The 16,215-nt window shown below is 71.9% G+C and carries 17 protein-coding genes and 1 other RNA gene; 10 read left to right on the top strand and 8 right to left on the bottom strand.

The features are described 5' to 3' along the window. Positions 1-39: 39 nt before the first annotated feature. Both HEQ75_RS19610 and HEQ75_RS19605 read right to left on the bottom strand, forming a co-directional pair. Positions 40-453, bottom strand: a complete 414-nt coding sequence (locus HEQ75_RS19610) for a VOC family protein (RefSeq protein ID WP_168033813.1) — start codon at positions 451-453, stop codon at positions 40-42. A gap of 4 nt (positions 454-457) precedes the next feature. Beyond that, positions 458-856 (bottom strand): RidA family protein, encoded by a 399-nt coding sequence (locus tag HEQ75_RS19605; protein WP_168033812.1) that lies wholly within the window; start codon positions 854-856, stop codon positions 458-460. 186 nt (positions 857-1,042) lie between these two features. On the opposite strand from HEQ75_RS19605, the gene HEQ75_RS19600 reads away from it, so the two are divergent. After that, positions 1,043-2,596, top strand: a complete 1,554-nt coding sequence (locus tag HEQ75_RS19600; RefSeq protein ID WP_168033811.1) for an ABC transporter substrate-binding protein — start codon at positions 1,043-1,045, stop codon at positions 2,594-2,596. A 67-nt stretch (positions 2,597-2,663) separates the two neighbouring features. On the opposite strand, the gene HEQ75_RS19595 is transcribed toward HEQ75_RS19600, so the two are convergent. The 4 genes from HEQ75_RS19595 to ssrA form a co-directional block, all read right to left on the bottom strand. Continuing rightward, the gene (locus tag HEQ75_RS19595) at positions 2,664-2,909 is read right to left on the bottom strand and encodes a DUF1272 domain-containing protein (protein ID WP_168033810.1); all 246 of its coding nucleotides are present in this window, start codon (positions 2,907-2,909) and stop codon (positions 2,664-2,666) included. After that, positions 2,909-4,582, bottom strand: coding sequence for a fumarate hydratase (locus HEQ75_RS19590; RefSeq protein ID WP_168033809.1), 1,674 nt, complete (start codon positions 4,580-4,582; stop codon positions 2,909-2,911). The genes HEQ75_RS19595 and HEQ75_RS19590 overlap by 1 nt, the downstream gene beginning before the upstream one ends. 94 nt (positions 4,583-4,676) lie before the next feature. Beyond that, on the bottom strand, positions 4,677-5,180 hold the full coding sequence (locus HEQ75_RS19585) for an SspB family protein (RefSeq protein ID WP_168033808.1): 504 nt from the start codon (positions 5,178-5,180) through the stop codon (positions 4,677-4,679). A 71-nt stretch (positions 5,181-5,251) separates the two neighbouring features. Beyond that, positions 5,252-5,562: a transfer-messenger RNA gene (ssrA, locus tag HEQ75_RS19580) on the bottom strand. Between the two features lie 118 nt (positions 5,563-5,680). On the opposite strand from ssrA, the gene HEQ75_RS19575 reads away from it, so the two are divergent. From HEQ75_RS19575 to HEQ75_RS19560, 4 genes are read left to right on the top strand one after another with little or no spacing between them, the layout of a single operon-like run. After that, entirely contained in the window at positions 5,681-6,739 is a 1,059-nt protein-coding gene (locus HEQ75_RS19575; RefSeq protein ID WP_168033807.1) for a hypothetical protein, read from the top strand. Next, complete coding sequence (gene thyX / locus HEQ75_RS19570; RefSeq protein ID WP_168033806.1) at positions 6,736-7,680, top strand: FAD-dependent thymidylate synthase; 945 nt, start codon at positions 6,736-6,738, stop codon at positions 7,678-7,680. The genes HEQ75_RS19575 and thyX overlap by 4 nt, the downstream gene beginning before the upstream one ends. Before the next feature lie 37 nt (positions 7,681-7,717). Then, positions 7,718-7,912, top strand: coding sequence for a hypothetical protein (locus HEQ75_RS19565; protein WP_168033805.1), 195 nt, complete (start codon positions 7,718-7,720; stop codon positions 7,910-7,912). Continuing rightward, entirely contained in the window at positions 7,909-8,799 is an 891-nt protein-coding gene (locus tag HEQ75_RS19560; protein ID WP_168033804.1) for a PfkB family carbohydrate kinase, read from the top strand. Before HEQ75_RS19565 ends, HEQ75_RS19560 begins: the two co-directional genes overlap by 4 nt. On the opposite strand, the gene HEQ75_RS19555 is transcribed toward HEQ75_RS19560, so the two are convergent. After that, complete coding sequence (locus tag HEQ75_RS19555) at positions 8,789-9,919, bottom strand: Mrp/NBP35 family ATP-binding protein (RefSeq protein WP_168033803.1); 1,131 nt, start codon at positions 9,917-9,919, stop codon at positions 8,789-8,791. The two genes, HEQ75_RS19560 and HEQ75_RS19555, sit on opposite strands and share 11 nt — an antisense overlap. 392 nt (positions 9,920-10,311) lie before the next feature. Here HEQ75_RS19555 and hflK point away from each other — a divergent pair, with 392 nt between their 5' ends. The 4 genes from hflK (at position 10,312) to HEQ75_RS19535 (ending at position 14,254) form a co-directional block, all read left to right on the top strand. Continuing rightward, positions 10,312-11,340 (top strand): FtsH protease activity modulator HflK, encoded by a 1,029-nt coding sequence (hflK, locus tag HEQ75_RS19550; protein ID WP_328734461.1) that lies wholly within the window; start codon positions 10,312-10,314, stop codon positions 11,338-11,340. Further along, complete coding sequence (gene hflC, locus HEQ75_RS19545; RefSeq protein ID WP_168033801.1) at positions 11,337-12,377, top strand: protease modulator HflC; 1,041 nt, start codon at positions 11,337-11,339, stop codon at positions 12,375-12,377. Before hflK ends, hflC begins: the two co-directional genes overlap by 4 nt. A 14-nt stretch (positions 12,378-12,391) precedes the next feature. Then, complete coding sequence (locus tag HEQ75_RS19540; RefSeq protein ID WP_168033800.1) at positions 12,392-12,595, top strand: DUF2065 domain-containing protein; 204 nt, start codon at positions 12,392-12,394, stop codon at positions 12,593-12,595. A 138-nt stretch (positions 12,596-12,733) separates the two neighbouring features. Next, a complete protein-coding gene (locus HEQ75_RS19535) occupies positions 12,734-14,254 on the top strand; it encodes a DegQ family serine endoprotease (protein ID WP_235961975.1) in 1,521 nt (506 codons plus the stop codon). A 42-nt stretch (positions 14,255-14,296) separates the two neighbouring features. Here HEQ75_RS19535 and serB read toward each other — a convergent pair whose 3' ends face one another. Continuing rightward, positions 14,297-15,187, bottom strand: a complete 891-nt coding sequence (serB, locus tag HEQ75_RS19530; RefSeq protein ID WP_168033799.1) for a phosphoserine phosphatase SerB — start codon at positions 15,185-15,187, stop codon at positions 14,297-14,299. Positions 15,188-15,210: 23 nt separating this feature from the next. On the opposite strand from serB, the gene miaA reads away from it, so the two are divergent. Continuing rightward, positions 15,211-16,209 carry a tRNA (adenosine(37)-N6)-dimethylallyltransferase MiaA gene (gene miaA, locus HEQ75_RS19525; protein WP_168033798.1) on the top strand — a complete coding sequence of 333 codons (999 nt, stop codon included), beginning with the start codon at positions 15,211-15,213 and terminating at the stop codon, positions 16,207-16,209. Positions 16,210-16,215 lie beyond the last annotated feature (6 nt).

Here is a 16,215-nt window from a genome sequence, read left to right as displayed (position 1 = left end):
AGATGGGGTGGGCGGCGCCGCGCCGCCCATCACGGGTGCTTATTCGGGAAATCGGTCGCCATAGGTGGCGATCTCGATCAGATTGCCGTCGGGGTCGCGGCAATAGACCGAGGTGATCGGCCCCAGCGCGCCGGCCTTGGCCACCGGCCCCAGCTCCACCGTCACGCCGCAGCCGCGCAGATGCTCGGCGATATCCTCCGCCGCCACGGTGACGACGAAGCACAGATCCTGCGTCCCGGGCTCCGCCACCACGGAGGAGAACCATTCCGCCTGGGTCGCGCCGCGTGGCCGCAGGTTGATCTTCTGGCCGCCGAACTTCACCGCGGTGCGGCGCTGCTGGTCCCCGAAGGTCTCGCGTTCCATGCCGAGCACGCGCTGGTACCAGTTGGCGCTGGTCTCCACATCGGTGCAGGTGATGACCAGGTGGTCCAGGCGGTCGACGGCGAAGCGCATCTGGCTACTTGTCCCCTTCGCGGCGGCGAAGCCGCGCCGTGACCTCGATCTCGATCCGCATCTCCGGCGTCTGCAGGCCGGCGATGAACATCGTCGACGCCGGCCGCCCGCGGCCCAGCCACTTCTTCACCACCGGCCAGCAGGGCGGCCAATCGGCGCGGTCCGGCAGGATGAAGGTGGCCCGCACCACATCCTCCAGCCGCGCCCCGGCTTGGCGCAGCGCCGTGTCGATGTTGCGGAAGGCCTGGTCGCATTGCTCGACCACGCCAGGCTGGATCTGCATGGTCGCGTAGTCGTAGCCGGTGGTGCCGGAGACGAAGATCCAGTCGCCATCGACCACGGCGCGGGAATAGCCGATCTCGTCTTCGAAGCGGCTGCCGGAGGATATGCGGCTTCGGGCCATGCAGGTCTCGCGTCCCGTCAGGTGGCTGGAGATGGGGAAGCCATATCCCAGCAGGCGCGCGGCAGGAAGGGCCGCGCGCCGCCCCCGCCCGCCGCGCCGGCGAAAACCCCGGTGCGCGGCGGGGCGGAGGGTGTCACTCTGCCGGCATCGCCCCCGCCGGGGGGCCGGCCGGAAGGATCGCACCGCATGGGTTTCGTCACGCGTCTTGCCCTGGGTCTCTCGCTGCTCGCCGCGCCGGCGGGGCTTGCCGCCGGCCAGGCGGAGGCCCAGACGCTCCGCATCGGCATCCAGTCCCCGCCCAGCACGCTGGACCCGCACTGGCTGCTGAACCTGGCGAATACCGGCGCGCTGCGGAACATCTTCGACACGCTGGTGACGCGCGACGCCGCCATGGCGCTGCGGCCGGGCCTGGCGGAATCCTGGCGCGTGGTTGACGACACCACCTGGGAATTCAAGCTGCGCCCCGGCGTGCGCTTCCATGACGGCACGCCCCTGACCTCGGCCGATGTCGCGGCTTCCTTCGCCCGGGTGCCGAACGTGCCGGGCAACCCCAACCCCTACACCATCTACCTGGCCGGGGTGACGGGGGTGGAGGTCGTGGACGACCTCACCTTCCGCATCCGCACCAGCGGGCCGACGCCGATCCTGCCGACCAATCTGACGCAGATCTTCATCGTGCCGCGTTCGGTGGCCTCCCTCGGCAACCCGCCCTTCAATGCCGGCCAGGCGGTGATCGGCACCGGTCCCTTCAAGCTGGAAAGCTGGCGCGCCAACGACCCGCTGGTGCTGCGCCGCAACGCGGATTGGTGGGGCGGCGCCGTGCCGTGGGACACGGTCAGCTTCACCCCCATCCCCAATGATGCCGCCCGCGTCGGCGCCCTGCTGGCGGGCGATGTGGATTTCATCAACAACGTGCCGCTGCAGGATGCCGGGCGGATCGCCGGCGATTCCCGCGTCGCGCTGTTCGCCGGCCCCTCGATCTATGCGGTGAACATCTATCCGGATGTGGAGCGCGACGACGCGCCGGGCATCGAGGCCGGCGGCCGCAACCCGATGAAGGATGTGCGGGTGCGCCGCGCCATGTCGCTCGCCCTGAACCGGGAAGGCATTTCCCGAACGATCCTGGAGGGATTCGCCGATCCGACGGACCAGCCGGTGCCGCCCTTCATCTTCGGCGCCATCGCCGACCGTCCCGTGCCGGCGGCGGACCTGGCCGCGGCCCGTGCCCTGCTGGCGGAAGCCGGCTGGGGCCAGGGATTCGGGCTGAACCTGTTCTGCTCGCCGAACCGGACACCGCGCATCTGCCAGGCGATCGCGGCCGCCTGGACGCGGATCGGCATCCGCACCACGGTGGAGGTGGTGCCGCAGGCCACCTTCCTGCCGCGCCGCAACCGGCGCGACTACGGTGTCTTCGTGACGGTCTTCGGGTCCCTGACCGGCGAGACCTCCTACCTCATCGGCTCCCAGCTGCATCGCCGCGGGGTGGTGACGGGGCTCGGCGCGCTGAACTTCACCGGCGCCGGGACGGCGGCGATGGATGGGCTGATCCAGCGCGCGCGGGCGACGCTGGACGATGCCGACCGCGCCCGGCAATTGGCAGCCCTGGTGCGCCAGGCCTCGGACGAGGCGCTGATCATCGGCGTCGGCGTGCTGCGCTCGGTCAATGCCGGCAAGGCCGGGCTGCACTTCCAGGCGCGGGCGGATGAGGAGGTGCGGGCGGTGGAAATCCGGCCGCGCTGACCTTGAATCCTCTCCCCCCGACGGGGGGAGAGGGCAGGGTGAGGGGGCGCTGACGCCGTGCCCCGTCTCAGCTGCAGGCGGGCAGGGCGCTGCGCTTGCGGGTGGTCGAGGCGGGAAAGCGCTCCAGCTTGCCCGCCGGGCGGATCGGACGTGGCACCAGGTTCCCGCCGCAATTCGGGCAGAGGCCGCCGGGCAGGCGGTTGGCCGCACAGTCGCGGCACCAGGTGCATTCGAAGGAGCAGATCAGCGCCTCGGCCGAATCCGGCGGCAGGTCGCGTCCGCAGCATTCGCAATTCGGCCGAAGCTCCAGCATCACTCCAGCCCTTCGTAGAAGTCGTTCCCCTTGTCATCGACGACGATGAACGCCGGAAAATCCTCCACTTCGATCCGCCAGACGGCCTCCATGCCGAGCTCCGGGTATTCCAGCACCTCGACCTTGCGGATGCAGTCCTGCGCCAGCCGCGCGGCGGGGCCTCCGACGGAACCCAGGTAGAAGCCGCCATGGGACTGGCAGGCCTTCAGCACCGCCTTGCTGCGGTTGCCCTTGGCCAGCATCACCAGGCTGCCGCCCGCCTTCTGGAAGGCCTCCACATAGCTGTCCATGCGCCCGGCGGTGGTCGGGCCGAAGCTGCCGGTGGCGTAGCCCTCTGGCGTCTTGGCCGGGCCGGCGTAGTAGACCGGGTGGTTCTTCAGGTAGTCGGGCAGGCCCTCGCCGCGATCCAGCCGTTCCTGCAGCTTTGCGTGGGCGATGTCGCGGGCGACGACCACGGTGCCGGTGAGGGACACGCGCGTCTTCACCGGGTGCTTCGACAGCTCGGCCCGGATCGCGTCCATCGGCTGGTTCAGGTCGATCTTCACCACCTCGCCGCCGAGGATCTCGTCCGTCGCTTCCGGCAGGTATCGGGCGGGTTCATGCTCCAGCTGTTCCAGGAACACGCCCTCCGGCGTGATCTTCGCCTTGATCTGCCGGTCCGCGGAGCAGGACACGCCGATGCCGATCGGCAGCGAGGCCCCATGCCGTGGCAGGCGAACCACCCGCACGTCATGACAAAAATACTTGCCGCCGAACTGCGCGCCGATGCCGAGGTTCTGCGTCAGCTTGTGCACCTCCGCCTCGAAGGCCAGGTCGCGGAAGGCGTGGCCAGCCCTGCTGCCCTCGGTCGGCAGGGTGTCGAGCCATTTGGTGGAGGCGAGCTTCACCGTCTTGAGGTTGGCCTCCGCGCTGGTGCCGCCGATGACGATGGCCAGATGGTAGGGCGGGCAGGCGCTGGTCCCCAGCGTCTTGATCTTGTCTTCCAGGAAGGCCAGCAGCTTGGGCTTGTTCAGCACCGCGCGGGTCTGCTGGTAGAGAAAGGTCTTGTTCGCCGATCCGCCGCCCTTGAGCACGAACATCAGGTGCATCTCGTCGGCATGGTGCTCGCCGGGCTGCGCCAGGATGGTGAATTCCACCGGCAGGTTGTTGCCGGTGTTCACTTCGTCCCACATGGTCAGCGGCGCCATCTGCGAATAGCGCAGGTTGGTCTCGGTATAGGTGCGGTGGACGCCGTAGCTCAGCGCCTCCTCCTCATCGCCCTCGACCCAGACGCGCTGGCCCTTCTTGCCGAAGACGATGGCGGTGCCGGTGTCCTGGCACATGGGCAGCACGCCGCCGGCGGCGATATTGGCGTTCTTCAGCAGGTCCAGCGCCACGAAGCGGTCGTTCGGGCTGGCCTCCGGGTCCTGCAGGATCTTTGCCAGCTGGGCCAGGTGCGCGGGGCGCAGCAGGTGGGAGACGTCCTTGCAGGCGGCGAAGGCGAGTTCCTCCAGCGCCTGCGGCCGGACCTTGAGCACGGTGCGCCCGTCGCAGGTCGCGGTGCTGACGCCGGCAATGTCCAGCTTGCGGTAGGGCGTCGGGTCCGGCCCCAGCGGATACATCGGGCTGTAGCGGAAACTCTCCGGCCGCTGTGGCGCGATGACGGGCGAATCGATGTCGAGCGGTGCGGTCATTGCCATTCTCCGCGGCGGCCGGGGCGTTGGTCGGTGCGCCCCGGGTGGTAGCGCAGCCGGCGCCCCGCGCCAACGGCGGGCCGGTCCCGCGCCGTCAGTCCCTTGCCGGGCGGCGCCGGAAGGCGTCCAGGCTGACGACCTGGGCCGGGGCCTCCGGCGGCGCGACCTCGGCGGCGGGCGGCGGGGCTTCTTCCGCCACCGGCGGCGCCACCGCCTCCATCAGCGGCTGGAAGCGCAGGCCGTAGCGCACGGCGGGATCGGCGAAGCCGGTCAGCGCGGCGAAGGGCACCACGAGCGTGGAGGGCACGCCGCCGAAATGCAGGCGGACCGAAAAGCAGCCCGCCGAGCGGTCCACCACCAGCGCCTCGTACTGGTGCTGCAGCACCACCGTCATCTCCTGCGGGTAGCGGGCCTTCAGGTGGCCCGGCACGCGGGTGGCGGGGTGGTCGGTGCGGAAGGTGATGTAGAAATGATGTTCGCCCGGCAGGCCGGTGGTCGCCGCCAGTTCCAGCGACCGGGCGACAACCTCGCGCAGCGCGTCGTCGGTCCATCGCTCATATGGAATCAGGCTTTCGGCCGGGCGGGCGTCGTCGCTCATGCATGCAATCCCTTTGACCCGGGACCATAAGCCGCCCAGGCAGCGCAAGGAAGAGGCAGGTGCAAGCGGAAAGTGGGGGGCTTCTGTTGCCCGGTGCCCCCCGAACCGCGCTTACCTTATTCAGGCAGCGAGTGCGTAAGCCTCGCGGCTATTGTCGTTCGCACTTAGAGATTAGCCCGATAACGGCGGTACAATGCCGGGCAAAAACGACCTCTTTACCACGCGCGTCGAAGCTGTTTCGCCCCCATGGTTCCCGAAGGAAATGGTGGAGGCGCCGGGCACTGCCCCCGGGTCCGCAACGATTATTCCAGGTCGCGTTTATCACCATAGTCGCCGAGGCGACGCAGCCTATGTAGGCGCCTTGGCGCGCGAAATCCAGGGGCTGCCGCAATGCCGCCACTTGCGGGGCGCGCCGCCTTCCGGCGAAAGGGAGCGTTCGGGAAGACCGGCGGCCGAGCCCCCGCCCGGGCGGGGTGTCGCGGGACAGGGGAGTGGGTCGGTTGCGCACGCTGTTTCTGCATGTGGGCATGCACAAGACGGGCACGAGCGCGATCCAGGCCACGCTGCACGCCCAGCGGCAACGCCTGCCGCGTTTCGGGTTCGCCTACTTCCCCTTAACGGCCAACCATTCCCGCGCCATCAGGTCCATGGTCAGCGACAACCCGCACCTGGACCTGGGCAATCGCCTGGCGGGCCTGCACGACCCCGAGGACGCCCGAGCCTATGGCGAGGCGTGCCGCCAGGCCCTGCTGGCCTTCATCGCCGAAGCCCCGGCGCCGGGCCTCCTCGTCAGCGGGGAGGATATCGGCATGCTGGAGGACGAGGAGGTTGACCGCCTGCTGGCGCTGCTGCGGCCGCTGGTGGACCGGATCGTGGTGCTGGGCATGGTCCGCGATCCCCGCTCCTACATCGTCAGTGCGACCCAGCAGGTGATCAAGGCCGGCCGCACCCTGGCGGAGCTGGCCGGCCCGGCCATGCGGCGCCCCGCCTATCGCCGGCGCTTCGCCCGCTTCGAGGCGCACCCCGCGGTGGACGAGGTGCGGCTTCAGCGCTACCACCCCGGCCACCTGGTGCGTGGATGCAGTGTGGCGACTTTCCTGAGCATGTGCGGAGCGCCGCCCGGCCTTTATGACGCGCTGAACGTCAGGCGGCACAACGTCGCCGTGTCCGACACCGCCCTGCGGATGCTGTTGGCCGCCAACGAGGCGGTTCCCGTCCTGCGCCCGGATGGCCGCGCCAATCCGGGGCGGGCCCGGACCCTGCAGCAGCTTCTCGGATCGCTGCCGGGGCCGGCCTTCGCCCCGCCGGAAGCCCTGGTGGACCTGGCCATGGCGGCGGCGGCCGAGGATATCGCCTGGATGGAGCAGCGTCTCGGCATCCGCTTCGAGGCGGCCGCGGCACCGGCCACCGGCGAAGCGGGCGCCACGACGCTGCGGCGCTTCGAGTGGGAGGACGCGATGGCCCTGATCGCCCTGCTCAACGACCGCCTCGTTGCGATGGAGACCCAAGGCCCCGGCGCGGCCCGCCGCCAGCCGAGCATGGAGAAGCCGGACCGGTGACCCTGACCGCAGAACAGACCCAGGAAATCGAGGCCGCCCGCGGCGTCCGGCACGAAACACGCCGGCCCACCGTGCCGGCACTGGAAGACATGCTGTTCACCGCCACCCCGGTGCTGGACCATGGCTTCGTCCGCGTCGTGGATTACATGGGCGACGATGCGGCCATCGTGCAGGCCGCCCGTGTCTCCTACGGCCGCGGCACCCGCGCGGTCAGCGAGGATCGCGGGCTGATCCGCTACCTGATGCGGCACCGCCACTCGACCCCCTTCGAGATGTGCGAGATCAAGTATCACGTGAAGCTGCCGATCTTCGTCGCCCGGCAGTGGATCCGCCACCGCACCGCAAACGTGAACGAATACTCCGCCCGCTACTCGATCCTGGACCGCGAATTCTACATCCCCTCGCCGGACCAGCTCTCGGCGCAATCCGCCGTCAACCGCCAGGGCCGCGGCGCGGTGCTGGAGGGCGCCGAGGCCGCGCGGGTGCTGGACCTGCTGCGGGAGGATGCGACCCGCAACTACGACCATTACGTCGAGATGCTGAACGAGGATGAACAGGGCCAGAAGCTGGACCCGGGCCGCCAGGGCCTGGCCCGCGAGCTCGGCCGCATGAACCTGACGCTGAACGCCTATACCCAGTGGTACTGGAAGACCGACCTCCACAACCTGTTCCACTTCCTGTCGCTGCGCGCCGATGCCCACGCCCAGTACGAGATCCGCGTCTATGCGGAGGCGATGATGGCGAGCGTGGAGGCCTGGGTGCCGATCGCCGCCGGCGCCTTCCGCGACTACCGGCTGGGCGCGGTCACGCTCTCGGCGCAGATGCTCGGCCTGGTGCAGCGGATGCTGGCCGGGGAGGCGGTGGGCCAGGCCGAGTCCGGCCTCTCGAAGCGCGAATGGCGCGAATTGATGCAGGTGCTGGGCCGTGGCGACGACGCCTAGCCAGGCGGCAAAGCGGCCCGCCCGCCCGCGCGCGCCCGTGAAGGGGCGCCCGGGCAAGCCAGGTGCGGGCGCGCCGGCCTGGGTCGGCCGCTGGTGGAAGGTGGCGCTGCTCGTGGTGCTGGTGACCCTCGGCCTGCCGCTGGCGCATGCCCTGTTCGGCGAGGTGGTGGCGCTGCTCGGCGGCGCCGTGCTGTTCGGCTTCCTGCTCGGCCGCTGGACTGCCGGGCTGTGAGCATCCTGGTCTTCGGCTCGGTGAATGCGGACCTCGTCTTCTCCGTCCCGCGCCTGCCGGCACCGGGCGAGACGGTGCTGGGGAAGGGCTTCGCGCAATTCCCCGGCGGCAAGGGGGCCAACCAGGCGGTGGCCGCGGCGCGGGACGGCGCGGCCGTGGCCTTCGCCGGCTGTGTCGGGCGGGACGGCCTGGCCGGGGCCGCGACCGCGGCCCTGCGGGAGGCCGGGGTCGACCTGGCGCGGCTGGCGGAGGTGGCGGCACCCACCGGCTGCGCCAGCATCTGCGTCGATGCCGAGGGCCGCAACCAGATCGCCGTCGCCCCCGGCGCCAACGCCCTGGCCCGGGCGGCGCAGGTGGAGGATGCGGCGCTGACGCCGGCCACCATCCTGCTGCTGCAGATGGAGGTCCCGGCGGCGGAGATCGCCCTGCTGGTGCAGCGTGCCGCCGCCCGCTTCACCCGGTGCATCCTGAACCTGGCCCCGCCCGGCGACCTGCCGGCCGACCTGCTGCGGGCCCTGCACCTGCTGGTGCTGAACGAGCACGAGGCCGTGGTGCTTGCCCGGCGCCTGGGCTGCACGCCGGATGCGGCGGCGCTGCGCCTGGCGGCCGGCTGCGATGTGGCGGTGACGCGCGGCGCGGCAGGGGCCGAGGCCGCGACGGCCGCTGGCCTGGCGACGACCCCTGCCTTCCCGGTGCGGCCGATCGACACCACCGGCGCCGGTGACACCTGGTGCGGCGTGCTGGCGGCCGGCCTCGCGCGCGGGATGCCGATGGCCGATGCGATGCGCCGCGCGGCCGCCGCCGCCGCACTGGCCTGCACCCGCCCGGGCGCCGCCGCCGCCATGCCCTGGGCGGCGGAGACGGACGGGCTCCTCGCTACTCCATGACGATCCTCGGCCCGGCCGCCGCGCCTTCCGCCAGCTTCGCCCGCAGCCGGGTTGCGATCGCCTGGTAGGCGGCGGCTTCCTCGCTGTCCGGCCGCGCGGCGACGATCGGCGTGCCGGCATCGGCCAGTTCGCGGATCGCCAGCTTCAGTGGCAATTCGCCCAGGAATTCCACGCCCAGCCGCGCCGCTTCCGCCCGCGCGCCGCCATGGCCGAAGATATCGCTGCGGTGGCCGCAATTCGGGCAGCAGAAGAACGACATGTTCTCCACCAGCCCGAGCACCGGCACGCCCACCTTCTCGAACATCCGCACCCCGCGCCTGGCATCGATCAGCGCCACGTCCTGGGGGGTGGAGACGATGACGGCGCCGGCCAGCGGCACGCGCTGGCTCATCGTCAGCTGGGCGTCGCCGGTGCCGGGCGGCATGTCGACGATCATGATGTCGAGCGCCCCCCATTCCACCTGGCCCATCAGCTGTTCCAGCGCGCCCATCACCATCGGGCCGCGCCAGATCATCGGCGTCTCCTCCTCCACCAGGAAGCCGATGGACATCGCCTTCAGCCCCCAGCGGGACAGCGGGATGATGCGTTGGCCCTCGGTGCGCGGCCGCTCCCGCGTCCCCAGCATCTGCGGCAGGGAGGGGCCGAAGATGTCGGCGTCCAGCAGCCCCACCTTCAGCCCCTGCAGCGCCAGCGCCACCGCCAGGTTGACCGCGGTGGTGGACTTGCCGACGCCGCCCTTGCCGGAGGCGACGGCGACGATGGAAGCGACCTCCGGCAGCAGCATGGCGCCCTGGCCGGCCGGCGCCTTCCGCCCTGGCGCGGCGCCATGGCCGTGGGCGTGGGCGGGCGCCGCGGCCTTCACCGGCTCGCCGCGATGCGCCGTCAGCACGGCGGTGGCCGAGAGCACGCCGGGCACGGCGGCGGCGGCGCGTTCGGCGGCGGCACGCAGCGGCTCGCTGTCCCGCGCGCGTTCCCGCGGCACCTGGATGGCGAACTGCACCATGCCGCCCTTCACCGCCAGCCCGTCCAGCATGCCGGCGCTGACCACGTCCCGGCCGCTGACCGGGTCGCGCACCGCGCGCAGCGCGGCCCGAACCGCCTGCTCCAGCCCCTCGCTCATGCTTGAAAAACCCCCTGTTCCATACGATATCGCGGCGGCCGGCCGGGGTTCGTGGTGCACCATGACGCACGCGGAAACCTGCCCTGGACGGCCCGGCGAGAGCGTGCCGGGTCGTCCCAGCCCGGCGGGCCCTCATATGGACCGTCGCCGCGCCCGCTGCACCCCTCCCTTCGGGCGATCGGGCGTGGCAGGATTTTCGATCGTGTGTGGAGGAGGCCGAAAGCCCGATGGCGTGGAACAGCAGCGGCGGACCCAGCCCCTGGGGCAATCCCAGGCCCGGCGGGCCGTGGGGGCAGCCGCAGCCGCCTTCGGGCGGAGGCCAGGGTGGCGGCGGGGGCCGCGGACCCGACCTCGATGACGTCATCCGCCAGGCGCAGGACGCCGTGCGGCGGATGCTGCCGCGCGGCATGGGCGGGGCAGGCATCGGCCTGCTGGCGCTGCTGCTGGTCGGCGGCTGGCTGGCTTCCGGCATCTACCGCGTCCAGCCGGACGAACAGGGCATCGTGCTGCGCTTCGGCGCCTATACGGCGACGACCCAGCCCGGCCTGAACTACCACCTGCCCTGGCCGGTGGAGAGCGTGACCACGCCGCGCGTCACCCGCATCAACCGGGTGGATGTCGGCTTCCGGGCCTCGGCCGATGCCGGCCCCACCGCCCGGCCCATCCCCTCGCGCGACGTGCTCGAGGAAAGCCTGATGCTGACGGGCGACGAGAACATCATCGACATCGACTTCGCCGTCTTCTGGCGCATCCGCGATGCCGGCGACTTCCTGTTCAACACCCGCAATGCCGAGGCCACGGTGAAATCCGCGGCGGAAAGCGTGATGCGCGAGGTGATCGGCCGCACCGCCATCCAGCCCGCCCTGACCGAGGCGCGCGCGCAGATCGAACAGGCGGTGCGGACCGGCACCCAGGGGATCATGGACCAGTACCGGGCGGGGGTGGAGATCACCCAGGTGCAGCTGCAGAACGCGCAGCCGCCGGCCCGGGTGGTGGACGCCTTCATCGACGTGCAGCGCGCCGGCGCCGACCGGGAACGCGCCCGGAACGAGGCCGAGTCCTACCGCAACGCCATCATCCCCGCCGCCCGCGGCGAATCGCAGCGCCTGGTCCAGGAAGCCGAGGGTTTCCGTGAAAGCCAGATCTCCCGCGCCCGAGGCGAAGCCCAGCGCTTCCTGTCCGTGCTGTCCGCCTACCAGGCGGCGCGCGACGTGACGGTGCGCCGCATGTACCTGGAGACCATGGAGGAAGTGCTGCGCCGCAACCCCAAGCTGCTGATCGACGACCGGCTGCAGGGCCTGGTGCCGCTGCTCAACCTGGGTGACATGAACCGCGCCGCGGCGCCGCAGGGCCGGGCCCAGCAGGCCAACCCCAACCTGCCAACGGCACCGGGCCAGCGCCCGCAGGGGGCCGGCCGATGAACAAGCTCATTGCGCTGGCCGTCGCCGCCGGCATCGCGGTCATCGTCGCCGCGTCCACCCTGTTCACCGTGCACCAGACCCAGCAGGTGCTGATCACCCAGTTCGGCGAGCCGATCCGCGTGATCCGCGACCCGGGCCTGCACGCCAAGATCCCCTTCATCCAGTCGGTCATCGCCTTCGACCGCCGGCTGCTGGATTTCGACGCGCCGGCCGAGGAGATCATCCTGGGCGACCAGCGCCGGCTGAGCGTGGACAGCTTCACCCGCTATTCCATCACCAACCCGCTGCGCTTCTACCAGACGGTGGGGCCCTTCGAGGCCGGCATCCGGGCGCGCATCAACTCCGTCGTCACCTCCGCCGTGCGGCGGGTGCTGGGCAACGAGCCGCTGCTGTCCGTGCTGTCCAACGACCGCGCCCGGATCATGGGGGAGATCCGGCGCCTGGTGAACGAGGAGATGCAGGCCTTCGGCATCGAGGTGCTGGATGTGCGCATCCGCCGCGCCGACCTGCCGGAGCAGAACACGGATGCCATCCTGTCCCGGATGCAGTCCGAACGGCAGCGCGTGGCCGCCGAGGAACGCGCCCGGGGCCAGGAGGAAGCGACCCGCATCCGCGCCGGCGCCGACCGCGAGCGCACCGTGCTGCTGGCCGAGGCCCAGGCGCAGGCCGACATCCTGCGCGGTCAGGGCGAGCAGGACGCGATCCGCATCTTCGCCGACGCCTTCCAGCAGGATCCGGAGTTCTTCCAGTTCTACCGCTCCATGCAGGCCTACCGGGAAGCCTTCGGCGAAGGCGAGACGCGGCTGCTGCTGTCCCCGGACAGCGAGTTCTTCCGCTTCTTCCGCCAGAGCATGCCGACCTCCGGCGCGCAGGGTGGCCCGGCCGTCACCGGGACGGCTCCCGGCAGCGCCCCGCAGGCGGCGCCTGCGGCGCCGCCGATCCCGGCGCCGGCTGTCCAGCCGGCCGTGCCGCAGATGCCGGCACCGGCGGTCACCCCCGCGCCGTCCGCCGCGCCGGCCCCGGCCGCCGCACCGTGACGGCCTGAAGGGCCATGCAGCTCGGCCATGTCCTGGCTGGCATGGCCGTGGTGCTGGCGCTGGAGGGCCTGTGCTATGCTGGCTTCCCCGGCGCGATGCGGCAGGTGCTGGCGCGGCTGGCCGCCGCGCCGGACCAGGCGCTGCGGGTCGGCGGGATCGTCGCCGCGGCGATCGGGGTGGCGGCGGCCTGGGTCATCGTCGGCATCCTGGGGGAGTGACAGGCTCGTCATGCGGCGCGGACTTCCGCTTCACCCCCGGCATGCCAATCTGCTTCGCCATCACCCGCCGTTCCGGCGCATCATCGTCGCCGGTCCCGCGTCGCTGAAGCCCGTCCCATCCGAAGAAGGTTGCCGCAATTGCGCTTTGCTCCCCTGCTGATGGTCGCGGCGCTGGCCGCGCCGCTCGCCGCGCCGCTACCCGCCTCGGCGCAGATCCCGCCGCCCGGGGCGCCGATCACCTTCGCGCCGCTGGCGCAGCGCCTGCTGCCCGCCGTGGTCAACATCCAGACCAGCCAGGCGGCCGCCCAGGCCCGCGCCCAGCAGCGCCCCGGCGCGCCGGACGTGCCGCAGGCCCCGCCTGGCAGCCCCTTCGAGGAATTCTTCCGCGACTTCCTGGAGCGCAACCGCCCGCCCGGCGGCCAGGGCCAGCCGAACCGGCCGCAGCCGCCGACGCGGCGCGGCCAGTCGCTCGGCTCCGGCTTCATCATCGATGCCTCCGGCATCATCGTGACGAACAACCACGTCATCGAGGGCGCGGACGAGATCAACGTGGTGCTGTCGGACAACACCACCCTGCGGGCGGAGCTGGTGGGCGCCGACCCGCGCACCGACATCGCCGTGCTGCGCGTCACCCCGGAACGCCCGCTGCCGGCCGTCAGCTTCGGTGACAGCGACACGGCGCTGGTCGGCGACTGGGTGCTGGCCATCGGCAACCCCTTCGGCCTGGGCGGTTCGGTGACGGCCGGCATCGTCTCCGCTCGCGGGCGGGACATCCGCCAGGGGCTCTATGACGACTTCATCCAGACCGACGCCGCGATCAACCGCGGCAATTCGGGCGGGCCGCTGTTCAACCTGGCGGGCGAGGTCATCGGCATCAACACGGCCATCTACTCGCCCTCCGGCGGCTCCATCGGCATCGGCTTCTCCATCCCCGCCAACCTGGCCCGCAACATCGCCGCCCAGCTGCGCGATGTCGGCCGGGTTCGGCGCGGCTGGCTGGGCGTGAACATCCAGCAGGTGACGGACGAGATCGCGGAAAGCCTGTCCCTGCCCGGCGGCGCGCGCGGCGCGCTGGTGGCGCGAGCGCAGGAGGATGGGCCCGCGGCGGCCGCGGGCATCCAGGCCGGCGACGTCATCCTGCGCTTCAACGGGCAGGAGGTGCGGGAGATGCGCAACCTGCCGCGCATCGTGGCGGACACCCAGGTGGGGCGCGAGGCGCCGGTGGTGGTCTGGCGCGACGGGCGGGAGCAGACGCTGAACGTGACCGTGGCGGAACTGCCCTCGGAGCAGGCGCAGGCCGGCACCCCGACGCCGGCGCCGGATGCCCGGCCGCAGACGCTGGAACTCGCCGGCCTCGGCCTGAAGGTCGGCCCGATCACGGCGGAGGCGCGGGAACGCTTCAGCCTGCGGCCGGAAGCCCGGGGCGTGGTCATCACCGAGGTCTCCCCCGGCAGCCCGGCGGCGGAACGCGAATTGCGCCCCGGCGACGTGATCGTGGAAGTGCAGCAGGAACGGGTGACCGCCCCGGCCGAGGTGCGGGAACGCCTGGAAGCGCTGCGCCGCCAGGGCCGCGCCACGGCGCTGCTGCTGATCGAGGGGCCGCAGGGCCAGCGCTGGGTGCCGCTGCGCCTGGCCGCCCCGCGCGGCAACCCGGGCTGAGCAACGCCGCCCCTTCCCCCGGCGGGGGAAGGGGCCTGGTGCTCAGTCGCGGAATTCGGCCCGGCGGTATCCCTGGGCGAAAAGCAGCGCCAGCAGATCCGCATGGTCCACCCGGGCACGCGCCGCCGTCGCCACGATGGGCTTGGCGCGGAAGGCCACGCCGAGGCCCGCCGCGCCGATCATGTCGAGGTCGTTGGCGCCATCCCCCACCGCCAGGGTTGCCGCCATCGGCAGGGCGTTCTCGGTGGCCAGCCGCGTCAGGGTGGCGAGCTTGGCGTTGCGGTCGAAGACCGGCTCCGCCACCTTGCCGGTCAGCTTGCCGTCCTCGATCAGCAGGGTGTTGGAGACGTGGTGGTCGAAGCCGAGCCGTTGCGCCACCCGCCCGGTGAAGAAGGTGAAGCCGCCGGAGGCCAGGCAGCACACCGCGCCATGGGCGCGCATCGTCGCCACCAGCGTGGCCGCGCCGGGCATCATCGCCGTCGCCTGCCAGGTGGCTTCCAGCGCCGCCACGTCGAGCCCTGCCAGCATGCCGACGCGGGCGTGCAGCGCCTGGGCGAAATCCAGCTCTCCGTTCATGGACCGGCGGGTGATGGCCGCGATCTCGTCCTTCAGCCCGGCGAAGGCCGCGATTTCGTCCAGCGTCTCCGACGTCACGATGGTGCTGTCCATGTCGGCGACCAGCAGGCGCTTGCGGCGACCTTCGGCCGGTACCGCGATGGCGTCCACCGGCGCGCCGTCCAGCGCCGTGCGGGCTGCGGCGGCGGCCAGCTCCGCCGGCGCATCGGTGAAGGGCAGGTCCACCGCCTCGGCCTCCGCCAGCCAGTCCGGCGTGCCGGGTCGGGCGCCCAGCGCCTCCAGCGCCTGACGGCAGCGGGCGAGAAGGGCGGGGTCGAGGGCGCCGGCGGCGGCGACCAGGGTCAGGATATGGGGCATGGCACGCGCCCTGTGCCACCGGCATGAGGGCCGCGCAACCACCGGCGATCCTGGTCGCCGGCCCCACCGCCAGCGGCAAGAGCGCGCTGGCCCTGGCGCTGGCGGAACGGCTGGGCGGGGCCGTCATCAACGCCGATTCCATGCAGGTCTATGCCGGGCTGCGCGTGCTCACCGCCCGCCCGACGCCGGAGGAGGAAGCGCGCGTGCCGCACCTTCTCTATGGCTTGCGCCCGCCGGCGGCGGCGGGCACTGTTGCCTGGTGGCGTGGTGCGGCGCTGGCGGCGATGGAGGCGGTGCGGGCGGCCGGGCGCGTGCCGATCCTGTGCGGCGGCACCGGGCTGTACTTCCTCTCGCTCACCCAGGGCCTGTCCGCCATCCCGCCGGTGCCGGAGGCGGCGCGGGCGGAGGCACGGCGCCTGCTGGCCGAGGAAGGCCCGGCCGCGCTGCACCGCCGCCTGGCGGTGCTGGACCCGGAGACCGCCGCCAGCCTCCGCCCCAGCGACAGCCAGCGCATTGCCCGGGCCTGGGAGGTGGTGAGCGGCACCGGCCGCGGCCTGCGCGCCTGGCAGGCGGAAGCGGGCACCGGCCCCGCCCCCTGGCGCTTCGCCGCCCTGCTGCTGGACCCGCCGCGCGACGCGCTGCGCAGCGCCATCGTCACGCGCTGGCACGCCATGCTGGCCGCCGGGGCGCTGGAGGAGGTGCGGGCCCTGGCGGCGCAGCGCCTCGACCCCGCCTTGCCGGCGATGCGCGCGCATGGCGTGCCGGAACTGCTGGCGCATCTGCAGGGGCGGATGACGCTGGAGGCGGCTTCCACCCGCGCCATTCTCAACACCGGCCAGTACACCAAGCGCCAGGCCACCTGGTTCCGGCACCACGCCCTGGCACCCGAAGGGGCGCCTCACAGCCTTTCGCATAGCTTCCATGCGCGTGCTGATGGTCTCTCGCAACTTTCGGAAAGTGTTTTGGTGGATTTGATGATGTTTATTCATCAAGGCGTTGACGCGGCGCAGCACGGGGTCTAATTGGGG

The organism is Falsiroseomonas selenitidurans (assembly GCF_012103215.1).
In the GTDB taxonomy this organism is placed as follows: domain Bacteria; phylum Pseudomonadota; class Alphaproteobacteria; order Acetobacterales; family Acetobacteraceae; genus Falsiroseomonas; species Falsiroseomonas selenitidurans.
Note: the sequence above shows the minus strand (reverse complement) of the source record. Positions and strands in the feature narration are given on the sequence as shown.